The sequence below is a fragment of the Salinisphaera sp. LB1 genome, from assembly GCF_003177035.1.
Lineage (GTDB): Bacteria > Pseudomonadota > Gammaproteobacteria > Nevskiales > Salinisphaeraceae > Salinisphaera.
Genome location: NZ_CP029488.1, coordinates 1,609,855 through 1,630,449, shown reverse-complemented (window position 1 = coordinate 1,630,449; position 20,595 = coordinate 1,609,855). Strand labels below are relative to the sequence as shown.

The 20,595-nt window shown below is 62.5% G+C and carries 20 protein-coding genes and 1 pseudogene; 6 read left to right on the top strand and 15 right to left on the bottom strand.

Features of this window, described 5'->3' with window-relative positions; all coding sequences use genetic code 11:
• Positions 1-321 precede the first annotated feature (321 nt).
• The 4 genes from SALB1_RS07310 to SALB1_RS07300 all read right to left on the bottom strand — a co-directional run bounded on the left by SALB1_RS07310 (position 322) and on the right by SALB1_RS07300 (position 4,705).
• Positions 322-1,218: a CHAD domain-containing protein gene (locus SALB1_RS07310; RefSeq protein ID WP_145961271.1), complete on the bottom strand. Its 897-nt coding sequence runs from the start codon at positions 1,216-1,218 to the stop codon at positions 322-324.
• Positions 1,219-1,248: 30 nt separating this feature from the next.
• Positions 1,249-1,443 (bottom strand): hypothetical protein, encoded by a 195-nt coding sequence (locus tag SALB1_RS18730; protein WP_145961270.1) that lies wholly within the window; start codon positions 1,441-1,443, stop codon positions 1,249-1,251.
• A 287-nt stretch (positions 1,444-1,730) separates the two neighbouring features.
• Positions 1,731-3,332 carry a multicopper oxidase family protein gene (locus SALB1_RS07305; RefSeq protein ID WP_109993271.1) on the bottom strand — a complete coding sequence of 534 codons (1,602 nt, stop codon included), beginning with the start codon at positions 3,330-3,332 and terminating at the stop codon, positions 1,731-1,733.
• A 200-nt stretch (positions 3,333-3,532) separates the two neighbouring features.
• Entirely contained in the window at positions 3,533-4,705 is a 1,173-nt protein-coding gene (locus tag SALB1_RS07300; RefSeq protein WP_109995321.1) for a TauD/TfdA family dioxygenase, read from the bottom strand.
• A gap of 201 nt (positions 4,706-4,906) precedes the next feature.
• Here SALB1_RS07300 and SALB1_RS07295 point away from each other — a divergent pair, with 201 nt between their 5' ends.
• Positions 4,907-5,767, top strand: a complete 861-nt coding sequence (locus SALB1_RS07295) for a LysR substrate-binding domain-containing protein (protein WP_109995320.1) — start codon at positions 4,907-4,909, stop codon at positions 5,765-5,767.
• A gap of 265 nt (positions 5,768-6,032) precedes the next feature.
• On the opposite strand, the gene SALB1_RS07290 is transcribed toward SALB1_RS07295, so the two are convergent.
• The gene (locus tag SALB1_RS07290) at positions 6,033-6,953 is read right to left on the bottom strand and encodes a DMT family transporter (RefSeq protein ID WP_109993270.1); all 921 of its coding nucleotides are present in this window, start codon (positions 6,951-6,953) and stop codon (positions 6,033-6,035) included.
• Positions 6,954-7,104: 151 nt separating this feature from the next.
• On the bottom strand, positions 7,105-7,485 hold the full coding sequence (locus SALB1_RS07285) for a tautomerase family protein (protein WP_109993269.1): 381 nt from the start codon (positions 7,483-7,485) through the stop codon (positions 7,105-7,107).
• A 98-nt stretch (positions 7,486-7,583) separates the two neighbouring features.
• Here SALB1_RS07285 and SALB1_RS07280 point away from each other — a divergent pair, with 98 nt between their 5' ends.
• Positions 7,584-8,435, top strand: a complete 852-nt coding sequence (locus SALB1_RS07280) for a LysR family transcriptional regulator (RefSeq protein ID WP_109993268.1) — start codon at positions 7,584-7,586, stop codon at positions 8,433-8,435.
• A 127-nt stretch (positions 8,436-8,562) separates the two neighbouring features.
• Here SALB1_RS07280 and SALB1_RS07275 read toward each other — a convergent pair whose 3' ends face one another.
• From SALB1_RS07275 to SALB1_RS18725, 6 genes are all read right to left on the bottom strand, one after another.
• Positions 8,563-9,423 (bottom strand): amidohydrolase, encoded by an 861-nt coding sequence (locus tag SALB1_RS07275; RefSeq protein WP_109993267.1) that lies wholly within the window; start codon positions 9,421-9,423, stop codon positions 8,563-8,565.
• 84 nt (positions 9,424-9,507) lie between these two features.
• The gene (locus tag SALB1_RS07270) at positions 9,508-10,770 is read right to left on the bottom strand and encodes a TRAP transporter large permease (RefSeq protein WP_109993266.1); all 1,263 of its coding nucleotides are present in this window, start codon (positions 10,768-10,770) and stop codon (positions 9,508-9,510) included.
• A 2-nt stretch (positions 10,771-10,772) separates the two neighbouring features.
• Positions 10,773-11,201, bottom strand: coding sequence for a TRAP transporter small permease (locus SALB1_RS07265; protein ID WP_158590666.1), 429 nt, complete (start codon positions 11,199-11,201; stop codon positions 10,773-10,775).
• A gap of 33 nt (positions 11,202-11,234) precedes the next feature.
• Positions 11,235-12,317 carry a TRAP transporter substrate-binding protein gene (locus tag SALB1_RS07260; protein ID WP_145961269.1) on the bottom strand — a complete coding sequence of 361 codons (1,083 nt, stop codon included), beginning with the start codon at positions 12,315-12,317 and terminating at the stop codon, positions 11,235-11,237.
• Positions 12,235-12,969 (bottom strand): GntR family transcriptional regulator, encoded by a 735-nt coding sequence (locus tag SALB1_RS07255; protein WP_109993263.1) that lies wholly within the window; start codon positions 12,967-12,969, stop codon positions 12,235-12,237. The genes SALB1_RS07260 and SALB1_RS07255 overlap by 83 nt, the downstream gene beginning before the upstream one ends.
• 496 nt (positions 12,970-13,465) lie before the next feature.
• Positions 13,466-13,660, bottom strand: coding sequence for a hypothetical protein (locus SALB1_RS18725; RefSeq protein ID WP_145961268.1), 195 nt, complete (start codon positions 13,658-13,660; stop codon positions 13,466-13,468).
• A gap of 142 nt (positions 13,661-13,802) precedes the next feature.
• On the opposite strand from SALB1_RS18725, the gene SALB1_RS07245 reads away from it, so the two are divergent.
• From SALB1_RS07245 to SALB1_RS07230, 4 genes are all read left to right on the top strand, one after another.
• On the top strand, positions 13,803-14,138 hold the full coding sequence (locus tag SALB1_RS07245) for a PepSY domain-containing protein (RefSeq protein ID WP_109993261.1): 336 nt from the start codon (positions 13,803-13,805) through the stop codon (positions 14,136-14,138).
• 147 nt (positions 14,139-14,285) lie between these two features.
• Positions 14,286-15,065, top strand: coding sequence for a hypothetical protein (locus SALB1_RS07240; protein WP_199678719.1), 780 nt, complete (start codon positions 14,286-14,288; stop codon positions 15,063-15,065).
• A gap of 46 nt (positions 15,066-15,111) precedes the next feature.
• Complete coding sequence (locus tag SALB1_RS07235) at positions 15,112-15,777, top strand: response regulator (RefSeq protein WP_109993260.1); 666 nt, start codon at positions 15,112-15,114, stop codon at positions 15,775-15,777.
• Positions 15,753-17,102: a HAMP domain-containing sensor histidine kinase gene (locus SALB1_RS07230; RefSeq protein ID WP_109993259.1), complete on the top strand. Its 1,350-nt coding sequence runs from the start codon at positions 15,753-15,755 to the stop codon at positions 17,100-17,102. Before SALB1_RS07235 ends, SALB1_RS07230 begins: the two co-directional genes overlap by 25 nt.
• Here the strand turns inward: SALB1_RS07230 and SALB1_RS07225 are convergent.
• From SALB1_RS07225 to SALB1_RS19855, 3 genes and pseudogenes are all read right to left on the bottom strand, one after another.
• Positions 17,071-17,394 (bottom strand): hypothetical protein, encoded by a 324-nt coding sequence (locus SALB1_RS07225; RefSeq protein ID WP_109993258.1) that lies wholly within the window; start codon positions 17,392-17,394, stop codon positions 17,071-17,073. The genes SALB1_RS07230 and SALB1_RS07225 overlap by 32 nt on opposite strands.
• Positions 17,395-17,480: 86 nt before the next feature.
• Positions 17,481-19,415 carry a hypothetical protein gene (locus SALB1_RS07220; protein ID WP_145961267.1) on the bottom strand — a complete coding sequence of 645 codons (1,935 nt, stop codon included), beginning with the start codon at positions 19,413-19,415 and terminating at the stop codon, positions 17,481-17,483.
• A 168-nt stretch (positions 19,416-19,583) separates the two neighbouring features.
• A pseudogene (locus SALB1_RS19855) lies at positions 19,584-20,549 on the bottom strand (IS630 family transposase); the annotation flags it as partial.
• Between the last annotated feature and the right edge of the window lie 46 nt (positions 20,550-20,595).

Genomic DNA, 20,595 nt, shown 5'->3' with positions numbered 1-20,595 from the left:
GGGCGCGGCGCTGTCCGCACAACCCGAGACGTATCGAGGCGCGGCCGGGCCCAAGGCGTGGCGAAATACGACGATTCGGCCGGCATCCGACGAGACGCGGGCGGCCGGCCCCAAGGCCCTCACGCCGCCGGCGTGACAACCGCCCGGCACGGTTTGCGCCGCTCCGGCGGTTCGCACCAGTCGATGCGCACGACCGAAAAGCCTGCGCTTACCCCGATCCGGGCGCAGCGCACACGCAACACGGCGACTGGCCGCGAACGACGGCCGCGCACGAGACCGCAGCAAACGTCGACAGGCCGCAGGCGCGGCCCTGCCGCCGTTTCACGCGCGGCGCCGGGCTTTCCGGTACTGCACCATGCGCTTGCGGAAGGCGCGCTGTTTTTCGGCGAACAGACAACGACCGAGCGGTTCGCACGCGCGCTGGAGATCGCTTCGTCGGCGGTCGATGAGCGTCAGCACGGCCTGCTGGCTGCGGTTGTCGGGGTTCGCCTGTCGGCCCGCCTCGACTCGGGCGGCAAGAATCGCGAGGTCGTGCTCGTCGCCAAGCCAATCGGCCAGCCGCTGCAATTCGGATGCCCGAGCCTTCATCGGCCGGGTCCACAAATCACGTAGCAGATCGCAATGATGGCGATGGTATTTAACCTGTTTGCGCCAGTCGTGATACGCCTCCGCCGTGGGGTTGGCGCAGGCCTGCTTCATGGCGGTACGCGCCCGATCGTAGGTCCGGGCCAGGCCGTCGGCGATTACCTCGAAACCGTCGGCGGAAAACCGATATTCGGCCAACGCCGCCCTGGCTTGCGCCAATTCCGCGTCCAGTTCGTCGAATACAGCCTGCTCGGGGCGCGCTGGCGGCCCGGACTCGCCGCCGGCGGCAGACAGCCGCGGGCGCGCCGGCACATAGTGGCGACGATCGATTTCGTCGTCGTAGGCATCGAGCAGGCGGTCAAACGTCTCGCCCAGCACCTGGGCATCGCGGGCAGCTGCGACGCGGCGCGCCATGTCGCGGAATCGATCGTTCTCGACCCGGAACTGCTTGCCCAGGGCCGGACGCACCAGGCGGAGTAGAGCGCGTATCTTCTTGCAGCGCTTGCGGAACTGATGCACTGCCTCGACCGCGTCGTCCGCCGTCAAATCGCGGCGGGCCCGGTCGATCTGCTGCCCGAGTATGCGGCGCACATTCGCCGCTACCGGGGCATCGAGCTGCATCCGGTATGACATGATCACCTCAGGCCACGGGGCGATAGACGGTCAGGAAGCGGCCGATACGCCGGTTTCGGGCGCCGACTGAGGGTTGGCCCGGGCCGGCCGCCGGGCGTTGGCGTCGTAGCCGTCCTGCCATAATGCAACACGCTGGCTTTCTATCGCTTTCGACAGGTCGCAACCACAGGCCGGGCAGGCGCTCTGGCTGTCGCTTTGCAAAAGCCACCATGCCGAGCGTTCCATGGTGTGCCCGCAATTGCGATTCGGACAAGACACGGTGTATATATCGGTCAATCGGCGCATCACGGCCTCCGAAAATTTCGAAACACCCAACGCCCGCGACCGCGTGCGGCCCGAGCCCGGACCTGAAGACGTACAACGCATGTACGGATCAGTGATATTACGGAGGCTATTCCGTCGTGTCCACGATCTCTTGCGCACGGACCATCCGACCGGCGGCGCACCGAGGATGATTGGTCTACGCTTGAAGCGGCAAGCACCCTCCCCGGCCGCATCGTCTGACGGCACCGCTACGCAACGACGAATTGCCCCATCATGCCGTTGTCCTCGTGCTCGAGGATATGACAGTGATACATGTACGCATGTGCGGCATCGGCCGGGTGATCGAATGACGCGATCAGCGCTACCGTCTCGCCGCCGCGCACCAGCACCACATCCTTCCAGCTACGCTCGTGCGGCGCCGGCGAGCGGCCGTCGCGCGAGCGGATGAGAAACGACGTACCGTGCATGTGGAACGGATGCGCCATGAGGCTCACGTTGGTGACCTGCCAGACTTCGGTGGTGCCAAGCTTCACGCGGACATTGATCTTGTGCATGTCCATGGTTTCACCGTTGATGGCGAACAGGTCGCGGCCACCCACGCCCGCGCTCATGCCGCCCGGCCCGTTGGCCGCACGCGGGATATAGCCGTGGCCGGCCTGCATGCGCGCGAATGCGTCCGAGACGATCATGCCGTTCATGACGAAGCGCCGCGTGGGCCCGTCGGGTTCGAGGCGCGGTGGGTCGACGAGCTGCGCCGGCAGACGCGTGCCGAGTGCCAGCGACGGGCCGACCCGCAGCTCGAGCAGATCAAAGCCCCGGCGATCATGGGCGTCGACCGCCATTGGTGTGCGATACAAATCGGGCACGACCGCGCCGGAGTCGCTTGTGAGTACCACGTGCCGGCCGTCGTCGCCGCGCAGATCGACCAGAATCTGGGCCCGTTCGGCCGGCGCCAGCAGCAGTTGATCCATCGGCGCCGGCTCCGCCAACAGCCCCGCATCCCCGGCGATGACATGAAAACGCCGGCCATCGCGGAAGGCCAGATTGACGATGCGTGCATTCGAGGCGTTCAGCACCCGTAAGCGCAGCCACCCCGCGGCCACTTCGGCGTAGGGCTGCTCCACGCCGTTGACCAGGAACCGATCGCCCTTCATGCCCATGACGTCGCCTGCGGCGCTCATGTAGGCAAGCCGGCCGTCGGCGTCGATGCGCCGGTCCTGGATCGCGACCGGCAGATCGTCGATGCCGTAGGTGCGCGGCAACGCCAGCCGCGCGTCCGTATCGTCGTCGATCCAGAGCATGCCGGCCATGCCGGCATACACCTGCGGCCCGGTGTAGGCGTGCGGATGCGGGTGATACCAGAGGGTGGCGGCCGGCTGGGTGAGCGTGTAGGCAGCCGTCCAGGTCTGGCCCGGCGCGATCACGCTGTGCGGGCCGCCATCCATGCGCCCGGGCACTTGCGCCCCGTGCCAGTGCAAGGTCGTGGGCTGATCGAGCCCGTTGTGCACGTGCAACTTGACTGGGTGGTGGCGCGGAATACGCAGCGTCGGCCCCAGCCAAGAGCCGTTGTAGCTCCAGGTCCGCGTCTGCACACCGGCGACCAGTTCGCTCGCACCGGGTCGGGCGGCGAGTTGATAATGGCGGACACCGGCGGCATCGAGCTCGCCCGTGGCCTGCTTCGGCACCGGCAGCGGGCGTTGGAAAACCCCCGCGCCCGGCGGCGCCCCCCATGGCGCGCGCCAGCCGAGCGCACCCGCGCGGGCGGCGCCGGGCCACAGCCGGGCGCCGACCAAACCGGCCGCGAGGCCCTTGAGTATTCGGCGTCGGCCGTGGCGGTCAGTGTGCGTCATGATCCATCGATGCGTTGCGCTCAAGCGAGATCGCGCAATCACCTACGTCGATCGCGCTCATGCGGAGGCAGTACACCATGGATCATGGCGACGGCCAGCCACGAGGGCAAGACACGCATCCCGCGCATGGATGACTCGAAAGCCCTGGCCCCGAAGCCGTGGGGCCGGGCCGCGTCCGCGGTCATGGCGACGAACGCCGCTCAGCGCGCCAGAACGCGCAACTTGGACTCGACCATGTCGTAATCGAGATAGCAGCCCTGCAAATGACGCTTGCCGGTGTTGGGATTGAACTCGCCGCGGCCGTGCAGCACGCGCCGGTTGTCGAAGGCGACCATCTGGCCGGGGGCCAACTCGAAGTCGGCGCGATAGCGCGGTGCCCGCAGGCGGGCCCAGAAGTCGCAGTAGGCAGCGTACCAGGCCTCGATCCGGTCGGGGGCGATGTCGACGGCGTCGCGAATCCAGTTGTTGAAGCGGATCTCGCGCAGTTCACCATGGTCGTCGACGCGGATGATCGGCTCACGCACGGCGATGTCGTGCGCGTCGTCCTGGAAACGCAGATCGATGGGCGTCTCGGCCAGCATCGCGAAATGCCGCGGCGCTTCCTGGCGCATGGCCTCGGCCACCGCGAAGCCATCCGCAAAGGTCGAGGCACCGCCTTGCGCATCATTTTCCAGGCAATACAGCAACTGGATATCCGGCGGATGGCGCCAGTTCGGCAGATCGGTATGCAGTTCCAGCTCGATCGCAGTGTAGGCGGCATTGTTCGGGTTCGGCTTGGACTGCACGTCGAAGCGGGCGCCGAAGTTGGTCGCCCGCATCGGGCCGATGGATTCGGCGATGCGCACGACTTCGTCGAGCTCGGTCGGGCCATTGTCGAGCAGCACGAGCCCGTCGCGAATCAGCGCTTCGAGCCAGCGCCGTTGGCCCTCGCTGCCGGCGGTGAAATCGCCGTGCGCCACGCGCGCCGGCAGGAAGCCCTCACGCCAGGCGCGGGCCGCGGGGACGGCCGGCTGAAAGCGATGCTGGCCCGGCCGGCGCTGATGCAGCCAGACGCTGTCGAAACGGCTTTCGTGGCCGTCCGGCCAGTCGAGAACCAACACGCCGTGGTCGAGCGAGACGTTCGGCACGCCGACTTCGGCATCGATGATCTTGAACAAGCGCTCGCGCGAGGTGGCATGGCGGCAGGCGTCGCAGGGACAGTGATCGCGCAGCCAGATCGGCGGCAACGCGGTCTCGGCGCCGTCGTCCCAGGCCAGCGCGACACGCGGCGAGCCAGAGCCTTCGGTGAGCGCGGCCGAAACCAGCGCAGGGCCGTCGCTGTAATCGGCCAGCTCCTTCATGTCGACGCGTTCTCGATCGATCACGGACGCCATATCCATCCTCGTCTTGATTCGAGCGAGCACCGGGCTCGCGAAATGCTGGCACCCAGAATGAACCGGCGCCATGATCCCGACAAACGATGAATCCCGCCCCGAAGCCTTAGCTGAGCTAAGGCTTTTACGGCATCATGGCCGTATGAATCAGGGTAATCAATCGATGACGCCCGCACCGACGTGGCGACGAGGCGTGCGCTGATGGCCCGCCTGCCCCCGGTGGCCTGGCTGCAGGCCTTCGAGGCCGCTGGGCGTACGCTCAGCTTCACGCGGGCCGGCGAGGAACTGGCTGTCACCCAGTCGGCCATCAGCCAGCGCATCCGCATGCTGGAAGCGCGGCTCGGCCAGGACTTGTTCATCCGCCATGCTCGCTCGCTCACGCTGACCGAGGCCGGGCGGGCGTGGCTGCCGAGCGTGCAGGATGCGTTCGACCGACTCGCCCACGGCACGGCCGAGGTTTTCGGGCCCGAACCGGACGCGCCGGTCACTATCCGCGCCACACCGGCGATCCAGCAGTTCTGGTTGGCGCCGCGTCTGCAAAGCTTTCATCGCCAGCAACCCGAAACGCCGCTGCGCGTGGTCACCGGCGTGTGGGCAGACGATTTCATCGGCGAGGACGTGGATCTGGAAATCCGCTACGGTGCCGGCGACTGGCCGCATCTCGTACAACAATCGTTGGGCACCGATGCCTTGACGCCCGTGTGTGCGCCAGCACTCGCGGCGACGCTCACCGCCCCATCGGCACTGACCGGTCATACCCTGCTGCATACGGCGGGATTCACCGTCGGCTGGCCGGACTGGCTGGATGCCGCGGGCCTGTCGGAGATGCCGGCCCGGCATCTATGGTGCGACACGCAGAGCATGACCCTGCGACTCGCGGCCCAGGGCTGCGGTATTGCACTGGCCCACCGCGGCCTGGTCGGCGACCCGCAGATACTGGTGGCGCCTTTCGAGCTGGCCTGCCCAGCCCGTCAGCAATTCGTGTTGACCCGGCCCGAGCGGCGATCGCTGCGTCCCCCGGCCGAGCGGTTCTGGAATCATCTGTTGGCAACGATCGATTAGCGCCGGCCGACACGTGCTCCCGTGGCCGGGTGGAGCTCGACCGCGGCGCTTGTCGCTGTAACTGGAGACTGTGATCGCGGTATTGCTGCCGGCGCATACCGCTTCGCGGGCTGTCTCGTCGTCATGTTCCGAATGACTCATGCTCGCCGGGGCCGCTTACGCTAACCGTCCTTTGCGCCATGGCCCATGTAGCGTTGCCGAATCCGGATGGGTCGGGCCGGCCTTATCTCATCATCGGAAGCGTCTCTCGGCGAGATGCCGTCTGTTATAGCCTCGGCAAAGCCGCAATCAGAAAACGCCCATCGATGGTGAGTAGGCCGACTCCAATCAATGCCATCCCTGCGTAATCCGCTGCACCAAGCGCCTCGCCGAGCACAGCCACCCCCAGCCCCGTCGCTACGACCGGGATCAGCAAGGTCACGAGCAGGAGATTGGTCGCGCCAGCGCTTTCCAGCAGCCGGAAATACAGGATGTAAGCAACGGCCGTAGAAAAGAGACCCAGGCCGAGGAGCGCCAGCCAGACCGTCCATCCAATATTCGGCGATGGCAGGGCCACACCGAAAACGAGCACCAATAACGCAAGTACGAGGCTCGACATCGTGACCTGCCCGGTCGCAACCGCGATCGGGTTGATCCGCATTTGCTTGAATCGTCGGCCGTATACGCCAGCGCAGGCATAAGAAAGGGCTGCGCCAATGATCGCCAATTGCGCCATCAGATCTTGGCCAAGATCAATCACTCTATTGCCGCCGACAACCAGTGCCACGCCGAAAAAACCGACCATGACGCCGATCACCTTGTTCGGCGCCATCCGCTCGTCCGGCAGGCAGACGCCGGCCACTAATACGGTCAGGAACGGCGTGGTCGCGTTCAGGATAGAAGCCAATGCAGCGCCTACGTCTCGCTGCCCCCAGACGATCAGCGAGAAGGGGATCACGTTGTTCAGCACGGCCATGACCGCGAACGCCGACCAGATGGGGCGCTCGCGTGGGATAGACACGCCGGCACATGCCGAGAAGCACCAGAGTGCTATCGCCGCCAGCACCACCCGTAGAAATACGATCGCAAGCGGCGAAACCGAACCGATGGCGATTTCAACAAAGAAGAACGACCCGCCCCAGAGAAGCGCGAGCGCCAGAAGCATGGCCCACTCACGGCCCCCCATCTGTTGCTTGATTGACCCCATGGCCGAAAACCTCGCGCGATGCCGAACATGCAATCATTGTTAACGGCAGGGGCAGGCCGGCACAGTCTAATTCTTGCGTTTCCTTTCGACTGATTGGGCGGCGGCCCATTCGGGCCGCCTCGCACTGTGAATAAGACAGAACGATGCCACCTCAAGCGTACTGAGCGAGGCCGAGACCAAGAGACCAGTTTTCACTCGGTACCTCGATCAGGTTGATGAAGACATCTTCCGGTCTAACGCCTGGGTTTTCTCCCAGTAACGCCGTGATGCGCTCATACAACCGCTTCTTTTGCTGCAAAGACCGCGTATTGTTCGCGACAATCTGGATCACCACGAGCTCATCGCTTCGCTCGACACCGAGATAATCGGCGCTGTAATGAAAGTTCCCGGCCTCGTGCTCGTGGACCAGGACGAACTTATTGTTCTCTGGCACATCGAAGGTCGCCGATAATGCATCGCCCAAGCTGTCGCAGATCGCCTGACGATAAGCCCTGGACTTTCCTGCACTCAGTGAAATATGGGACAGCGGCATCGTTTCTCACCTTGTCGATTGCGGGGGGATTCAATACTAATTACCGCTAGCCCATATTGATATGATATGGCTAAATATATCTGCGATGATAATTTGAAATGACTAATCGACCGCTTGATCTGACTACCGTTCAAGCATTCGTGCGCATCGCCGAACTCGGGAGCTTTACGCGCGCGGCACAAGCCACGGGGACAACCCAGTCTGCGGTCAGCTTAAAGCTCAAGCGCCTTGAGACGCGGCTGGGCTACCGTCTTATCGAGCGCACCCCGAGATGGGTGACGCTGACGGCGCATGGCGCCGCTTTTTTGCAGCGCGCGCAGGAACTACTGGAGGCACACGATCGAGCCCGTGCTGCCATCACAAAGGCTCGGCAACGTCTCACGATCGGCATCAGCGACCATGTCGCGGGCCCCGGGCTCGCCGCACTGATTGCTCGCATGAACACACGAGACCCGGGATTGTTGATGGAGGTCCGGATCGGATCGTCGGCCGACCTGCTTCAAAAATTCGAACGCCGCGAACTCGATACGGTGCTCGTTCGCATGGATACCGGACGCAATGACGGCGAATTTCTGGGCGAGGAGACGTTCGGCTGGTTTGCCGCCCCCGATTGGCGACATCGGGCTGATGAACCCTTGCCGGTGGCCACCCTTGCAGAGCCCTGCAACGTCCGCATCATGGCCGGCCGGCTTCTGGACGAAGCGGGCATTGCCTGGAGGGAAGCCTTCGTCGGCGGCGGCGTCGCCGCCGTATCGGCGGCCGTCATGGCGAACATCGGAGTTGCCGCTCTGGCGCCGCGCATGCTGCCGCTTGGCGCAATCGATATTGGTCGCCAACTCGGGCTACCGGAGCTGCCGTCGTTACCTATCATGCTTCATTCAAATGTGAAGCTCGGGAGGCCGAGCGCTGCCGTCGACGAGCTCGCGGCGGCCTTTCGCAGCAGGCTGTGAACTGCGCCGTGCGTTTGGCATAGCGCCACACGTTTTCGTCGAAATTCAGGCCCGGAACGTAACCGGGCAGGAAAGCCCCAGACGACGAAGCGACCGCAACAACGCCTCCAAATGAGTAGTTACTGAGTTACCGCTCACGCGAGACCAAGCCGAACTGAGGAACGAGTGTACGCAGCCCTTGGAGTCCGAACCGTTCGGCCCACAAATAGCGCCAGCGCATGATTTGTTCCCAGCTCATGCCCTCTTCATATTGCGTCCACGGCCAGTCACTCCCCCACACCAGCGCATGCTCGCCTAACGAAGCGGCATAACCCTCTGCCAATTCCGCCGCGTGGCTTGCCGCTTCATCGCGGGGCAGGTGGGGGAAAACACGATAAGGCGCAGAGATCTTGACCCAAAGACGTTCCGATTGGTCACTGATGAGCGCTTTATATCCCGGGCATCGGGTCGGATTATCCGCAGCCGGCCTACCGAAGTGGTCCACGACCACGCGCCTACAAGCAGCGGTTAAGTGCGATAGAACCTGTGGCAATCGCTCACCTTCGATCTGAACCTCGACATGCCAGTTCAAATTGTCGATGCGTTCCAATAACGAACGCCATGCCCCCTCCTGGAACGGGGGCAGACTCTTTTGAAAAAGATTGAACCGCGCTCCCACCACCCCGGCAGTATCCAGCCGCTGCAGTTCGGCATGGCTGGTACCGGGAGACACACTCGCCACGCCTTTAAAGCACGAACCCGGAGCCTCATGGACCAACTTCTCCAAAGTCGCGAGTAGGAACGAATTATCATTACCCAGGAAGCTGGGTTGTACGAGGAGCCCCCCGGCAAGCCCGAACGCGCGCTGATATGCCAGATAATCTTCGACGGTAGCGTCGTACTGCGGGCGATGTCGCGGGTTTTTCACGAGGTCAAGAGACTGTAGAAAAATGTGAAAGTGGCCATCCAAAAGCGGGTCGCGATCTGTCGTGGAGCCGACGTCAACCATCGAAACGATGTCCTTTCGTTAGACGAAAACAACGATAGGAGCGGGTCAAGTCGGCTCCAATCAATCTCTTACCCGAGCGGCACGCTAGTGTTTAAACCACACGGTAACCTCAGGCACGTAAGTCACGACCAGCAGCACACAAAACATCGCAAGTAGAAACCACTTGGTGTAACGAAGTACGTTTTGGAGCTTGACTTCGTTGATCGAACACACGGTCAGAAGAACCGATGCCACCGGCGGGGTTTGCTGGCCGATGCCCAGATTAAGACATACCATGATGCCGAAATGGACCGGGTCCATGCCGATCTGCTGTGCCAGTGGTAGCAGCATCGGCACCACAATGATGATGGCCGCCGACGCGTGCAGCACCATGCCCAGAAACAGCAGAAAAATATTAATCAGCAGCAGAATCAGGATCGGATTCTGCGTGACCGCGGCCATCTGGGTCGCGATCTGTTGAGGCAGCTGCTCGTTGGCCAGCACCTGACCCAGCACCGCCGATCCCCCCACGAGCATCATCACGACCGAGGCCTGCCGTGCAGCGTTGGCGAATACCCGGCCGATCAGCCGCGGCGTCAGATCACGAGAAATGACCAGGCCGAAGAAAAACGCCAATGCCACACCGATACCCGACGCCTCGGTCGGCGTGAATATCCCAAACACCAGCCCACCGACGACGAGAATCGGAATCAGCAAAGGCACGAGCGCGCGCCGGAACGCAACACCAAGCCTAACAACGTCGAACCGGTGATCGACCGGATAGTCGTTTCGCCTGGCGAACAGATAGTTGGTGATCATGAACGCGAAGGCGAGGAGCAACCCAGGCACAATGCCGGCAATGAATAGATCCCGAATGGAGGTGTTGGTGGTCACGCCATACAACACGGCCGGAATCGACGGCGGAATAATGATGCCCAGCGTCGCAGCGGCCGAGGTGAGCGCTGCGGAGAAGTCTCGCGGGTAGCCAGCCTTCTCCATCTCCGGCACGAACACGCGGCTTAGCGCCGCCGCATCCGCCACGCCGGACCCGCTCATCTCGGCCATGAACATGTTGGTCAACACGTTGATTTGACTCAGGCCACCCCGCAGCCAACCGACCAATGCCCCGGCAAACTGGACCAGTCGCTCACTGATGCTCGTGGCGCTCATCAACTCGCCCATCAAAATGAACAGCGGGATCGCGAGCAGCGGAAAACTGTTCATGCCCGAGAACATCTGCACCGGCAGGGTAATGAGACTCATGCCGACCGCATACATGGACACGGCCGCCGTGATCATCAGCGCGAACGCGATGGGCACGCCCACCGCGATGAGCGCAAGGAGCACACCAAGGATGAACCACGCCATGGCTAGTGCTTCCAGCGGTCGATGATGTTGCCAACCAGCCCGAGAACCATGGCTACCGATCCGATCGGGATCGCGGCCATGAACAAGCCTCGCGGCAACGGCACCGTCTCTAACGGCGTGCCGCCGACCACGGCGATCATGTGGTACGCGAGATACGCAAGCATGAGCAGAAATCCCCCCACCCCAACATCGACGATCGTAAGCATCGTCTTGCGAACCGTTGCCGGTAGCGACTGGGCAAGCATGTCGAAGGCAATATGCCCCTGCCCACGCAGGGCCAGATAGGCGCCAGCGAAGCTGATGGGGATCAGCAGGTAGCCGGAGACCTCGACTGGCCACGACAGCGACGCGTTCAGCACCGATCGGAAAAAGACCGACAAGCAAGTGACGATCGCCGTTGTGGCGACGAGCGCCCCAGCGACCACCGCCATCAACAGATCAAGCGCGCGGAGCATGACCTTGCATCAATTCGTGGATTGGATCATGTCGACCCACTTCGAGCCGTACTTCTTCTCGTACTCCTGGTAAACGGGCTTGACCTTGGCCTGGAACGCCGACGAATCGACCTCGTTGACCTTCACGTCGTCTTTCATCTTCTTGAGATAACGCTGGTCTAGCGACTGCGCGTCCGCGTACGCCTTGTCGGTGATGTCCGCGGCAGCTTCCCGAAATGCCTTCTTCTGCTGGTCGCTCAGACTCGCCCAGAACGTCGGCGAAGCAATCAGGAACGACGGCGTATAGCTGTGTCGGGTCAGGCTGATGTACTTGTTGATCTCATAGAGCTTGGCGCCGTAAAACGCGTAGATCGATGCTTCCGCGCCATCGACGACGCCCTGCTGAATGGCGGTAAATGTCTCGGTCCAGGCGATCGGCTGCGGGTCTGCACCCAACTGCGAAAAGCCCTCCCGACGATATTTGCTACCCGTCACGCGGATTTTGAGCCCTTTCATATCCGCCGGATGAACAATGGGCCGCCTATTGTTGATCACTTGGCGGAAACCGCTGGCATACATCCCCAGCACGACGAGGTTCTGCTTATCCTCAATGCGTTTCTTGACCGCCTGCCCGAAACTGCCTTTCGACAGCTTCTCGACCTGATCGTAGTTCTTGAACAACCACGGCAGATCGAAGATACCCAGCTTACCGTCGAGTTTCAGGACGCCCGACGCAACGACGATCATTTCGATCGAGCCCAGTTTGGCGTTATTGATCAGGGCATCTTCCTTGCCAAGCTGACCGTTCGGGTAGATCTTGAAGTCGAATTCGCCAGGCAGCTTCTTGGATATTTCGTCGGCAAAAAGCTGCGCCTGGTCATACAACGGTGAGACTTTCGAAACATGCGTTGCAATGCGTATGGTTCTCGGCGCCGCCCAGGCGCTCGTGCAGCACATCAAGACCGCGGCCGCTGCGATGACTTTTGTAAGTATGTTCATATTTCTCTCCTCCTGATTATTATTAACTTGTTCAGCGAATTTCCGTTCGATAACGGAATTTTTCGGCACGGCCCAGCGTTCGCCGCCACTCCAGGGGTGTGCCGTCGTAGCCACCGGCGAGACGCTCAATGCTGATTGCGGGCGTTTTCGGTGCGACATTCAGCAGATCAGCGGTTTCCGGGTCACACCAACCGAAGGTCAGCGTTTCTTCGGCATGGGCGATGACCTGCCCGCACAGCTCTTGATAGAGCGGGTACAGCAACGGCCCCCAACCATCCGGCGCTACTTTCAACAGCGGTTTGAACAGGCTGTATGGCAACCAGATCGACTCGGCAAGAACGGGCGCCTCGCCGATTAAACGCAAGCGCGACAGATGGATCGCGCTCGCACGGCCAGAGATGCCAAGTTGCTCCGCGACAGCGGGGGGCGGCGGCACGCGAACGCAACTGAGGATGCGCGCCGACGGATACAGCGCTTCCCCACCAGCACTTTCGAAGCGGAAAAAGCGGAACATGGCCGAAGTAAAGTTCGGCTGTCGGACAAAAGTGCCTCGGCCTTGCCGTCGCTCCAGCACACCATCATGGACCAGATTCGAAATGGCTTGGCGCACCGTGCCTGGCGCGACGCCGTACTGCTCCGCCAAGCTTTGCTCGGATGGCAATCGGTCGCCCGGTTGCCAGCATCCTGCGACCACAGAGTCGAGCAGCGCATCGAAAACCCGACGATAGCGCGGTAACCGGTCGTCCCCCGGCAGCGTGTCGCTCATTCTCCCTCCTTATATTCTTATAGTCATATATAAGACCATAACTAACGTAGCTGTCAACAACGCTTGAGTACTCTTGGTTGGAGCCGCGATAGCCGGTACATTGGCCGCCCACCACCGTACTTGCCAGCACTACACACAGCTCCGATGATGCGCCCGGTCCAGTCTCTTGGGCATCTGTTGGCCCCGTAACCGCGCCAGCTACCCGACAAGACAGCGTTATTCGGCCCACTCAAGAAACATGCGTATACCGACCAGCGTTACGGGGGGCGGGATGAGGCACGAAACGCTCGTGCCGGGCCGGTACGGCTAGCCCGCGCGAAGTACGGGCGGTTGCGGACTGGACCACCTGGAACAGCGATATGTCGATCCCCCGGGTTCGCGCGAGACCAGAGCATAAAGTGCGATACGGCATGTGCCCTTTAGGGCCAGACCTAGAACTGCCACATGACGCACAAGACAAGACCTGCCCCGCAACGTGGACACAAGACATAGGCTATTAATGAGTCGCCACCGTCGACCAGCCATTGATGATCACCACACCGGCCAGGATCAGAAATATGCCGATACCGGCCGCCGCATCGATCGGTTGCTTGAGCACCATGCTTCCCATGAGCGTGGTCAGCACGATCCCGAGCCCACCCGAGAGCGCATGCGAGCGGATACAGCGAGGCGGCTGCACCGAACCTACCATGCAGCCGGCCTTGGCCCGACGCTACCCGATGCTCGCGAGCCGATCACAAGCGGGCTCGGGCGCCGGCTAAGTCTGTTCTAAGTCTGGAACCCTAGGCTTTGTCCCGGCGCCAATACCGGCGTCGCCACGACGGAGCAAGATCATGCCAAGAGTCCACACCCTGACCGCTCTGGCGGTCGCGCTTGCCACCACCGCCGCAACGGCGGCCTATGCCTCGACCGGCAACGAAAACGATGCCACGGCGATTGCCAACGCCAGGGTCTCGCTGTCCCAGGCCGTCCAGACCGCCGAGCAACACGTCCACGGCCGGGCATCGAAGGCGGAATACGAACATACGCGCGAGGGCTGGGCCTACGACGTGGAAGTCGTCAATGGCCAGAAAGTATTCGACGTGAAGGTCGATGCCCGGGATGGCTCGGTGCTCGCCTCGACCGCCGATCGCACGGATCGCGATGACCAGGGCGATGAAACCGACTGACGTTCGCAGCCTTTCGGAAACAGGGCCCGGACGGACGGGACCGGCGTCCGGGCCCGCCCATGATCGTCCTGCACAGGGGACGTCAAGCCGGGCCGGCCCGCTCGTCGGTCGGTTCGTGTGCACTCGACCACACAAGGAGGTTGGATCGTGAACGATTGGACAGCCACAACAAGCCGCGGTGCTGACATTGCCAGCAAAGTCGCCGAGGTCACCCTGCTGTTCTGGGTCCTGAAGATCATTGCGACCACCCTGGGCGAGACCGCCGGCGATGCCCTTTCAATGACCCTCGGGCTGGGATATGTCACGGCGTTGATGGTCACCGGCATATTCCTGATGGCCGTGCTGTCCGCCCAGATCAGCGCCCAACGCTATCGCGTTGCGCTGTTCTGGCTCGCCATCGTGGCCACCACGACCATGGGCACTGAAGTCTCGGACATGATGGACCGCACGCTCGGCCTGGGCTATGTGTGGGGCTCGATCCTTCTGATCGCGGCTCTTCTGGCCACGCTGGCGGTCTGGTACTACCGTAAACGCGATTTGAGTATTCACGGCATTGTCCGTACCGACACCGAAATCATGTTCTGGATCGCGGTCATCTTCTCCAACAGCCTGGGTACCGCGTTCGGCGATGCCTTGGTCGATGTCGTCGGCCTGAGCTATATTCAGGGGGCGCTGGTGACCGCTGGCGTGATCGGCGTGGTCCTGGCCTTGCACTACGCGACGCGGGTCAACGCGATCGTTCTGTTCTGGATCGCATTCATCTTTACACGTCCGTTTGGCGCCACGTTCGGCGACTTTCTCACCAAATCGGTCTCCCAGGGCGGGCTGGAACTGGGCCGGCTCCAGGCATCGGCGGTGGCCCTGGTGCTGATGTCGGCGCTGATGCTCGTAGCCAGCCGCCTATGGCGCCCAAGACGCCTGGCTTGACGCCGGCCGTGTCGGCACGGTGGGCATGGGTTGGGTCGAAGTCCTTATGCGCGTACTGCTGATTGAAGACGATGCCATGATCGGGGCGGCCGTCGAGGAGGCACTCAAGACGGCCGCCTACGCGGTGGACTGGGTCCGGGATGGTCACTGGGCCACCCTCGCCGCTGAATCCGAGCCCTACGCCCTGATCCTGCTCGATCTGGGGCTGCCGCGCCGCGACGGCCTGAAGGTGCTGGCCGATATTCGTCGCGCGGGCAACGCGACACCTGTCCTGATCCTGACGGCGCGGGATGACGTGGATGATCGCATCCGCGGTCTCGACCGGGGCGCCGATGACTATCTGACCAAACCGTTTGCCATGAGCGAACTGCTGGCGCGCATGCGCGCGGTGCTGCGCCGCCGGACCCCGCAGGCCGACCCCGTGCTGCGCAGTGCAACGCTGGCGCTGGACCCGACCACGCGCATTGCGAACGTGGCCGATGGGCCGGAGGTGCGGCTGTCGCGGCGGGAGTTTGCACTGCTGGAGGCGCTCATGGCGCATCCGGGCGCGATTCTGTCGCGCGCCCAGTTGGAAGAACGCATCTACGGCTGGGGCGAAGAAGTCGAAAGCAACGCGGTCGAGTTCCTTCTGCACGCGCTGCGCAAGAAACTCGGTGGTGGTCATATCAAGAACGTCCGAGGCGTGGGATGGATGGTTTCCAAACCCGATTGAAACACTCCCTGCGCCTGCGGCTATCGTTCTGGCTTTTACTCGCGATTATCGCGGTTGCCCTGGCCGGCAGCGCCGTATCGTTCGCGCTGATCTTCACGGAAGCGAACGAAATGCAGGACACCATGCTGCGTCAGACCGCCGCGCTGTTCGATACCGAGCACCCGCCGGCGCCGAACTCACGAGTCGCGTCTCGCCCCGATATCGACCCCGAGGCGCGATTGAGAGTCGCCGTGCTGCCCCCGCGCAATGAGCGCGGCCACCCTGGCGCCCGGTCGGCGGGTTTTCCGCCGGATCTGGTGGACGGGCTGCAGACGCGTACCATCCACGGCCAGACCTACCGCATATTCGTGACCGGACTGGGTTCTTCCAAACGGATTGCGGTCGCCCAACCGACGGCCATTCGCGACGAAACCGCCGGCTATAGCGCGCTGCTCGGACTGTTGCCCTTCCTGATTCTGGTGCCGGTGCTTTTGCTGGTCGTGGCCGGGCTGGTACGACGGATCTTCGCCCCGGTCATGGCCGCCGCCGCCGAAGTCGACCAGCGGCGCGAACGCGATCTGCAGCCACTGGCCACCACAGGCTTGCCGGAGGAAATCCGCCCGTTCGTGACCGCCATCAACCGGCTGCTGACACGCGTCGCCGATTCGATGGCGATGCAGCAACGATTCATCGCCGCGGCCGCCCACGAACTGCGCTCGCCGTTGACTGCATTGTCGCTGCAGGCCGAGCACCTCGACAGCGCCGGGATGGACGAAAACGCCCGGCAGCGCGTACGAACCCTGCGCCACGGCATCGACCGCAATCGCGCGCTGCTCGACCAACTGCTGACCTATGCACGCGCACAAAGCGCGCCGCCCATGCCGGAAAGCGTGGTCTCCGCACACGACCTGTTCCGTCGCCTACTCGCCGACCTGATGCCGCTCGCCGAAACCAAGGGCATCGATATCGGCGTCAATGGCGCCGATATCCAGGTGGTGACTGCCGAGATCGAACTGACCACCGCCTTGCGGAACCTCGTGGCGAACGCCATCCACTACACGCCGCCCCACGGGATCATCGATCTTCAGGCAGCGCCAACCCCGGACGGGGTGACGATTACGGTCGAGGACAGCGGCCCCGGCCTCGACCCCACCGAACGCGAGCGCGTATTCGAACCGTTTTATCGCGGCCTGGGTACCGATGTGGTGGGCTCGGGGCTCGGCCTCTCCATCGTCAAGACATTGATCGAACGGATCGGCGGTCGCATCGAGCTGAGCGAGGCCACACGTTTTGCCACCGGCCTGCGCGCCACGATCACATTGCGGCACAGGCCCGCACGGCAATAAGCGCACAAATCGGATGCGGCTGCGATGCAAGAATGGTAGATACCAAGGGGATGACGAAAAACAGCGTATCCCAAGCATCAGCAACAATCGTGGGATCAGTATCAGCAGGCGCTTTGCCTTGGATCGTGTCGATCGCCGCGCCCAGCGAAAATCGCATTCGATTGCGCTCATGCGACAGAAATGCGCGATGAAGACGTCGCACCTCGAAAAACGCCTGCGCACGCGCTTTGCGCCACGTCGGGTCAGACCAGTGGGCCGACAACTCTCGCTCGGTGGCATCTTCGAGCGCCATCCAGCGCTTGAAATCGGGAACACAGTCACCCCAGCGTTACCAGGCCTCAGCAATGGTTCGGCCAATAGTCGCGAGCTTACCCTCGGCTAATTTGACCCGAGCCGCAGGCGATCCTTCTGACGGACTGCGTCACCGTGCTTTCCGTCCCACTCTCGCCAGTAGCCTTTGGCTATTTTTTCGTCGGATAGGGCTGCGGTGTTGTTATCACTCAGAAGCTTGGCCTGCTCGCGCCATTCCCGAGTCCGGCGACGTAAAAATAGACGCTTGAAAAAGCTGGGTCTGGTCGCTTGATGTTGCGCCATCGCATCTCTGGCAGCTTTCGTAGCCTTCTGTCGCGCCTCGACTCTACCCGCGTGTTTGTCGACCTGAGCCGCTGCATGTTTTAGCTGAGCGTCAGCGTCTTTCAAGGCGTTGTTGGCGTCTTGCACACGGGCCACTTGCGCCGGCTCTTCGTGCAGCGCATTAGCCACGCGGACGCGTTCATCGCGTAGCCTTTGCTCGTGATCTACGGCAGCCTGGAATCGCTTGACCGAGTCCAACCAGGGTTCGGTGGGACGCACCTCGTATAGGTGCTGCCGGAAACTCGCCGGCGCTTCCGACGCAGTGCGATCACCCTGACTGGTCGCCCTCCACCAGAACCGGGTCGCGAACTCATCATTGTTGCTCTTGTTTCCGAGGCGCGCTGCGAGCAACCCCCAGCCCCTAAGTTGATCCTCGGGTGCCCTATGGGAGTCACGTAAGAGTTCCGTTGCCAGATCCGAGAAGTAGTCGAGGCCTTCGATGGCCTGAGCGTTGATACTAGACGCTTCCGGCAGCTCGAGAGAAATATTCTCTACGGCGCCGTTGTTGGCCGATGTGGCAACTAGGCCATGGCCACGTAGCGGGGCAATCCAACGCTGGATGAAAACGGTCTTGTCGCCAAAGCGCCATTCCGAGGAGGCGGCGAAAGCGTCGCCCGGCTTTTGACACTTGGCTAGGGCCTGAGCTCGTTCGACAACGACAGCCGCCACAAGGTCTCGCAACAACGTGGTCTTGCCGGTGCCCGGTGGGCCGTTGACCGATCGCAGACCAGGGGTTTGTCGAAGCTCTGACCAAATATCGTTGACTGCGACCTGCTGACTGAACGCAAGAGGATGGCCATTGGCTTCCGGCCATCGGCCGACCGGAAACTGGCTCGGATGAAGCCGTGCAACCTGTGCCCGTGAATCGCGAGCGATGTTGACAGTCTCCCGCGCGTCATAGGCTGCCGGGTCGCCCAGGTAGTCATCCAGGGCGTCGCCGGTAGGCGTGCGCGTCTGAGCCTCAGTCGCCATGCGCTTCAAGTCCCCGGCGAAGAAACTGTTCAGCAAACCGCCGGGTGGCATCTCGTTCGTGCGTCTGGCTGAAACTTGATACGACTGGATCCGCATCTCAACGCGATCGGCCAACGTCTTGTTGAAGAAAAACCGGCCCATGGCCTCAAGGCAGTCGTGGTCGATCGGTACTTGGGTGTAGGCCCGCTCGATGAAACTGGCATCGCTTTCGCCATCAAGGCGCGGCACACCCGCGAACTCTCGAGCGAACTTCACCTGCCATTCCGCTGCCCAAGCACCGAAATCCCCTGCCAGCCAGCGTGAATCATCCGGCCCCAGCTTCTGGGTCTGGCCCAGCGCCCAGATCGCCGCACTGACATCCAAACTTTGCAAATTCGGGTGTCCTTCCTGATCGACCACAAAGCAAAAGTGGCAACCCTCGGTCTCGCGTCTATCGAAGGCCTGCTCGTCACGCCCGATAATCTCTTCGATGTTCTGGCGGTATTTTTGGGTGCTGTAGATACCCGCGTAGACCCTATGCTGCCACTTTCTACCGTTTGGCAATGAGTCGCGGGCGAGTGCGTGGCCCGACTGCCAGGGCAAAGGGTCGTCTCGGCGATAGACGAAGACGGGCTTTCTTTGCTTTCGCGTGTAGCGTTGCTCTTTTGGCGGCGCATGCGGCTGAAATAACTCAAGCGTCCGCCAGTACGCCAAGACACGGTCTTGCATATCACCCCCAAGCGCTGGACAAGGCACGGTACCTGTAGTGGGCAGGAAGAATCCAGATGAGAACGCAAAGACCGGCGGCCGAGGCCCCCTGATTTGCACGCAACGCGATGATCGCTATGCTCCCGTGAACGCGGGCAAGACATGGCGTGCAGCGCGGTGCATCTTTTTGCGGTTGCTCAGATACGTTTGACGTAGGTGCTGCCAGACATTTTCGGTCGGATTCCGCTCCGGCGTTGCCGGGGGAATACAAATAATCAACAGGTTGCTCGGTATCTTGAGCTTGGCGGTCGTGTGCCCGCCTGTCTGGTCCATGAGCAAGCTGGCTTGGGCGCCCGGGGTGACGGTTGCGCTGATTTCGGCAAGATGGTGTTGCATGGCTTGGGTGTTGACGACGGGCAACACCAGCGGGGCCCCGGTATCCCGGGCCGGGCACAATGCGCCGAACAGATAGGCGTTTTGATAACGCTGATCGGCCGGCTGGCGCGGGCGCGTGCCCCGACGCGCCCACTGATAGACCGCGCGGTTCTTCTGGGCGACCCGCCTTTCGTCATCCTGGAGCTACAAAGCAATCGGTGTGCTGGGCGACCGGGTATCGGCGATCGCGGCGACTTGTTCCGGTAGCGTTTGATTTTTTGAAAACGTCGATCGCTTCACGGTCCTGGCGCGGGTGCCGCGCTCGGGCGCTGACATGGGCAAAGCCCAGTTCCTTGAGAAGACGGCCGGCTGAATTTTCGGCGAGATCAACGCCCTAGCGTCCCGAATGATCGGTTTGAGATCGACACAACGCCAGCGCACCACGCCGTCCTGTTCCGGATCCGGCCCGGCATCGACGAGCTGCGCAATCTCTTGTTTCTGCGCCGGACTGAGCTTGGACGGCCGGCCCGGCGGCGGGGTGTTGATCAAGCCGTCGGGGCCCTCGGCGTTGAATGCGATGGCCCAGCGGCGCAGGGCCTGGGCATCCATGGCGCGCAAACATGCGGCCTCGTTCCGGCGCCAGCCCTCGCGCGAGCCGGCCAACGCTAGCAAGCGCCGCGCTTGTTTGGCATCGTGCGTCCGACGGGCACGTTCGCGGAGCTCATCGGCACTGTAATCGTCTTGCAAAGGCACGGCCTTGGGCTTGGCGGCACCGGTCATCATCGTTGATTTGCGAGTGATCTCTTATTCTAACTTCTTGTTTTTG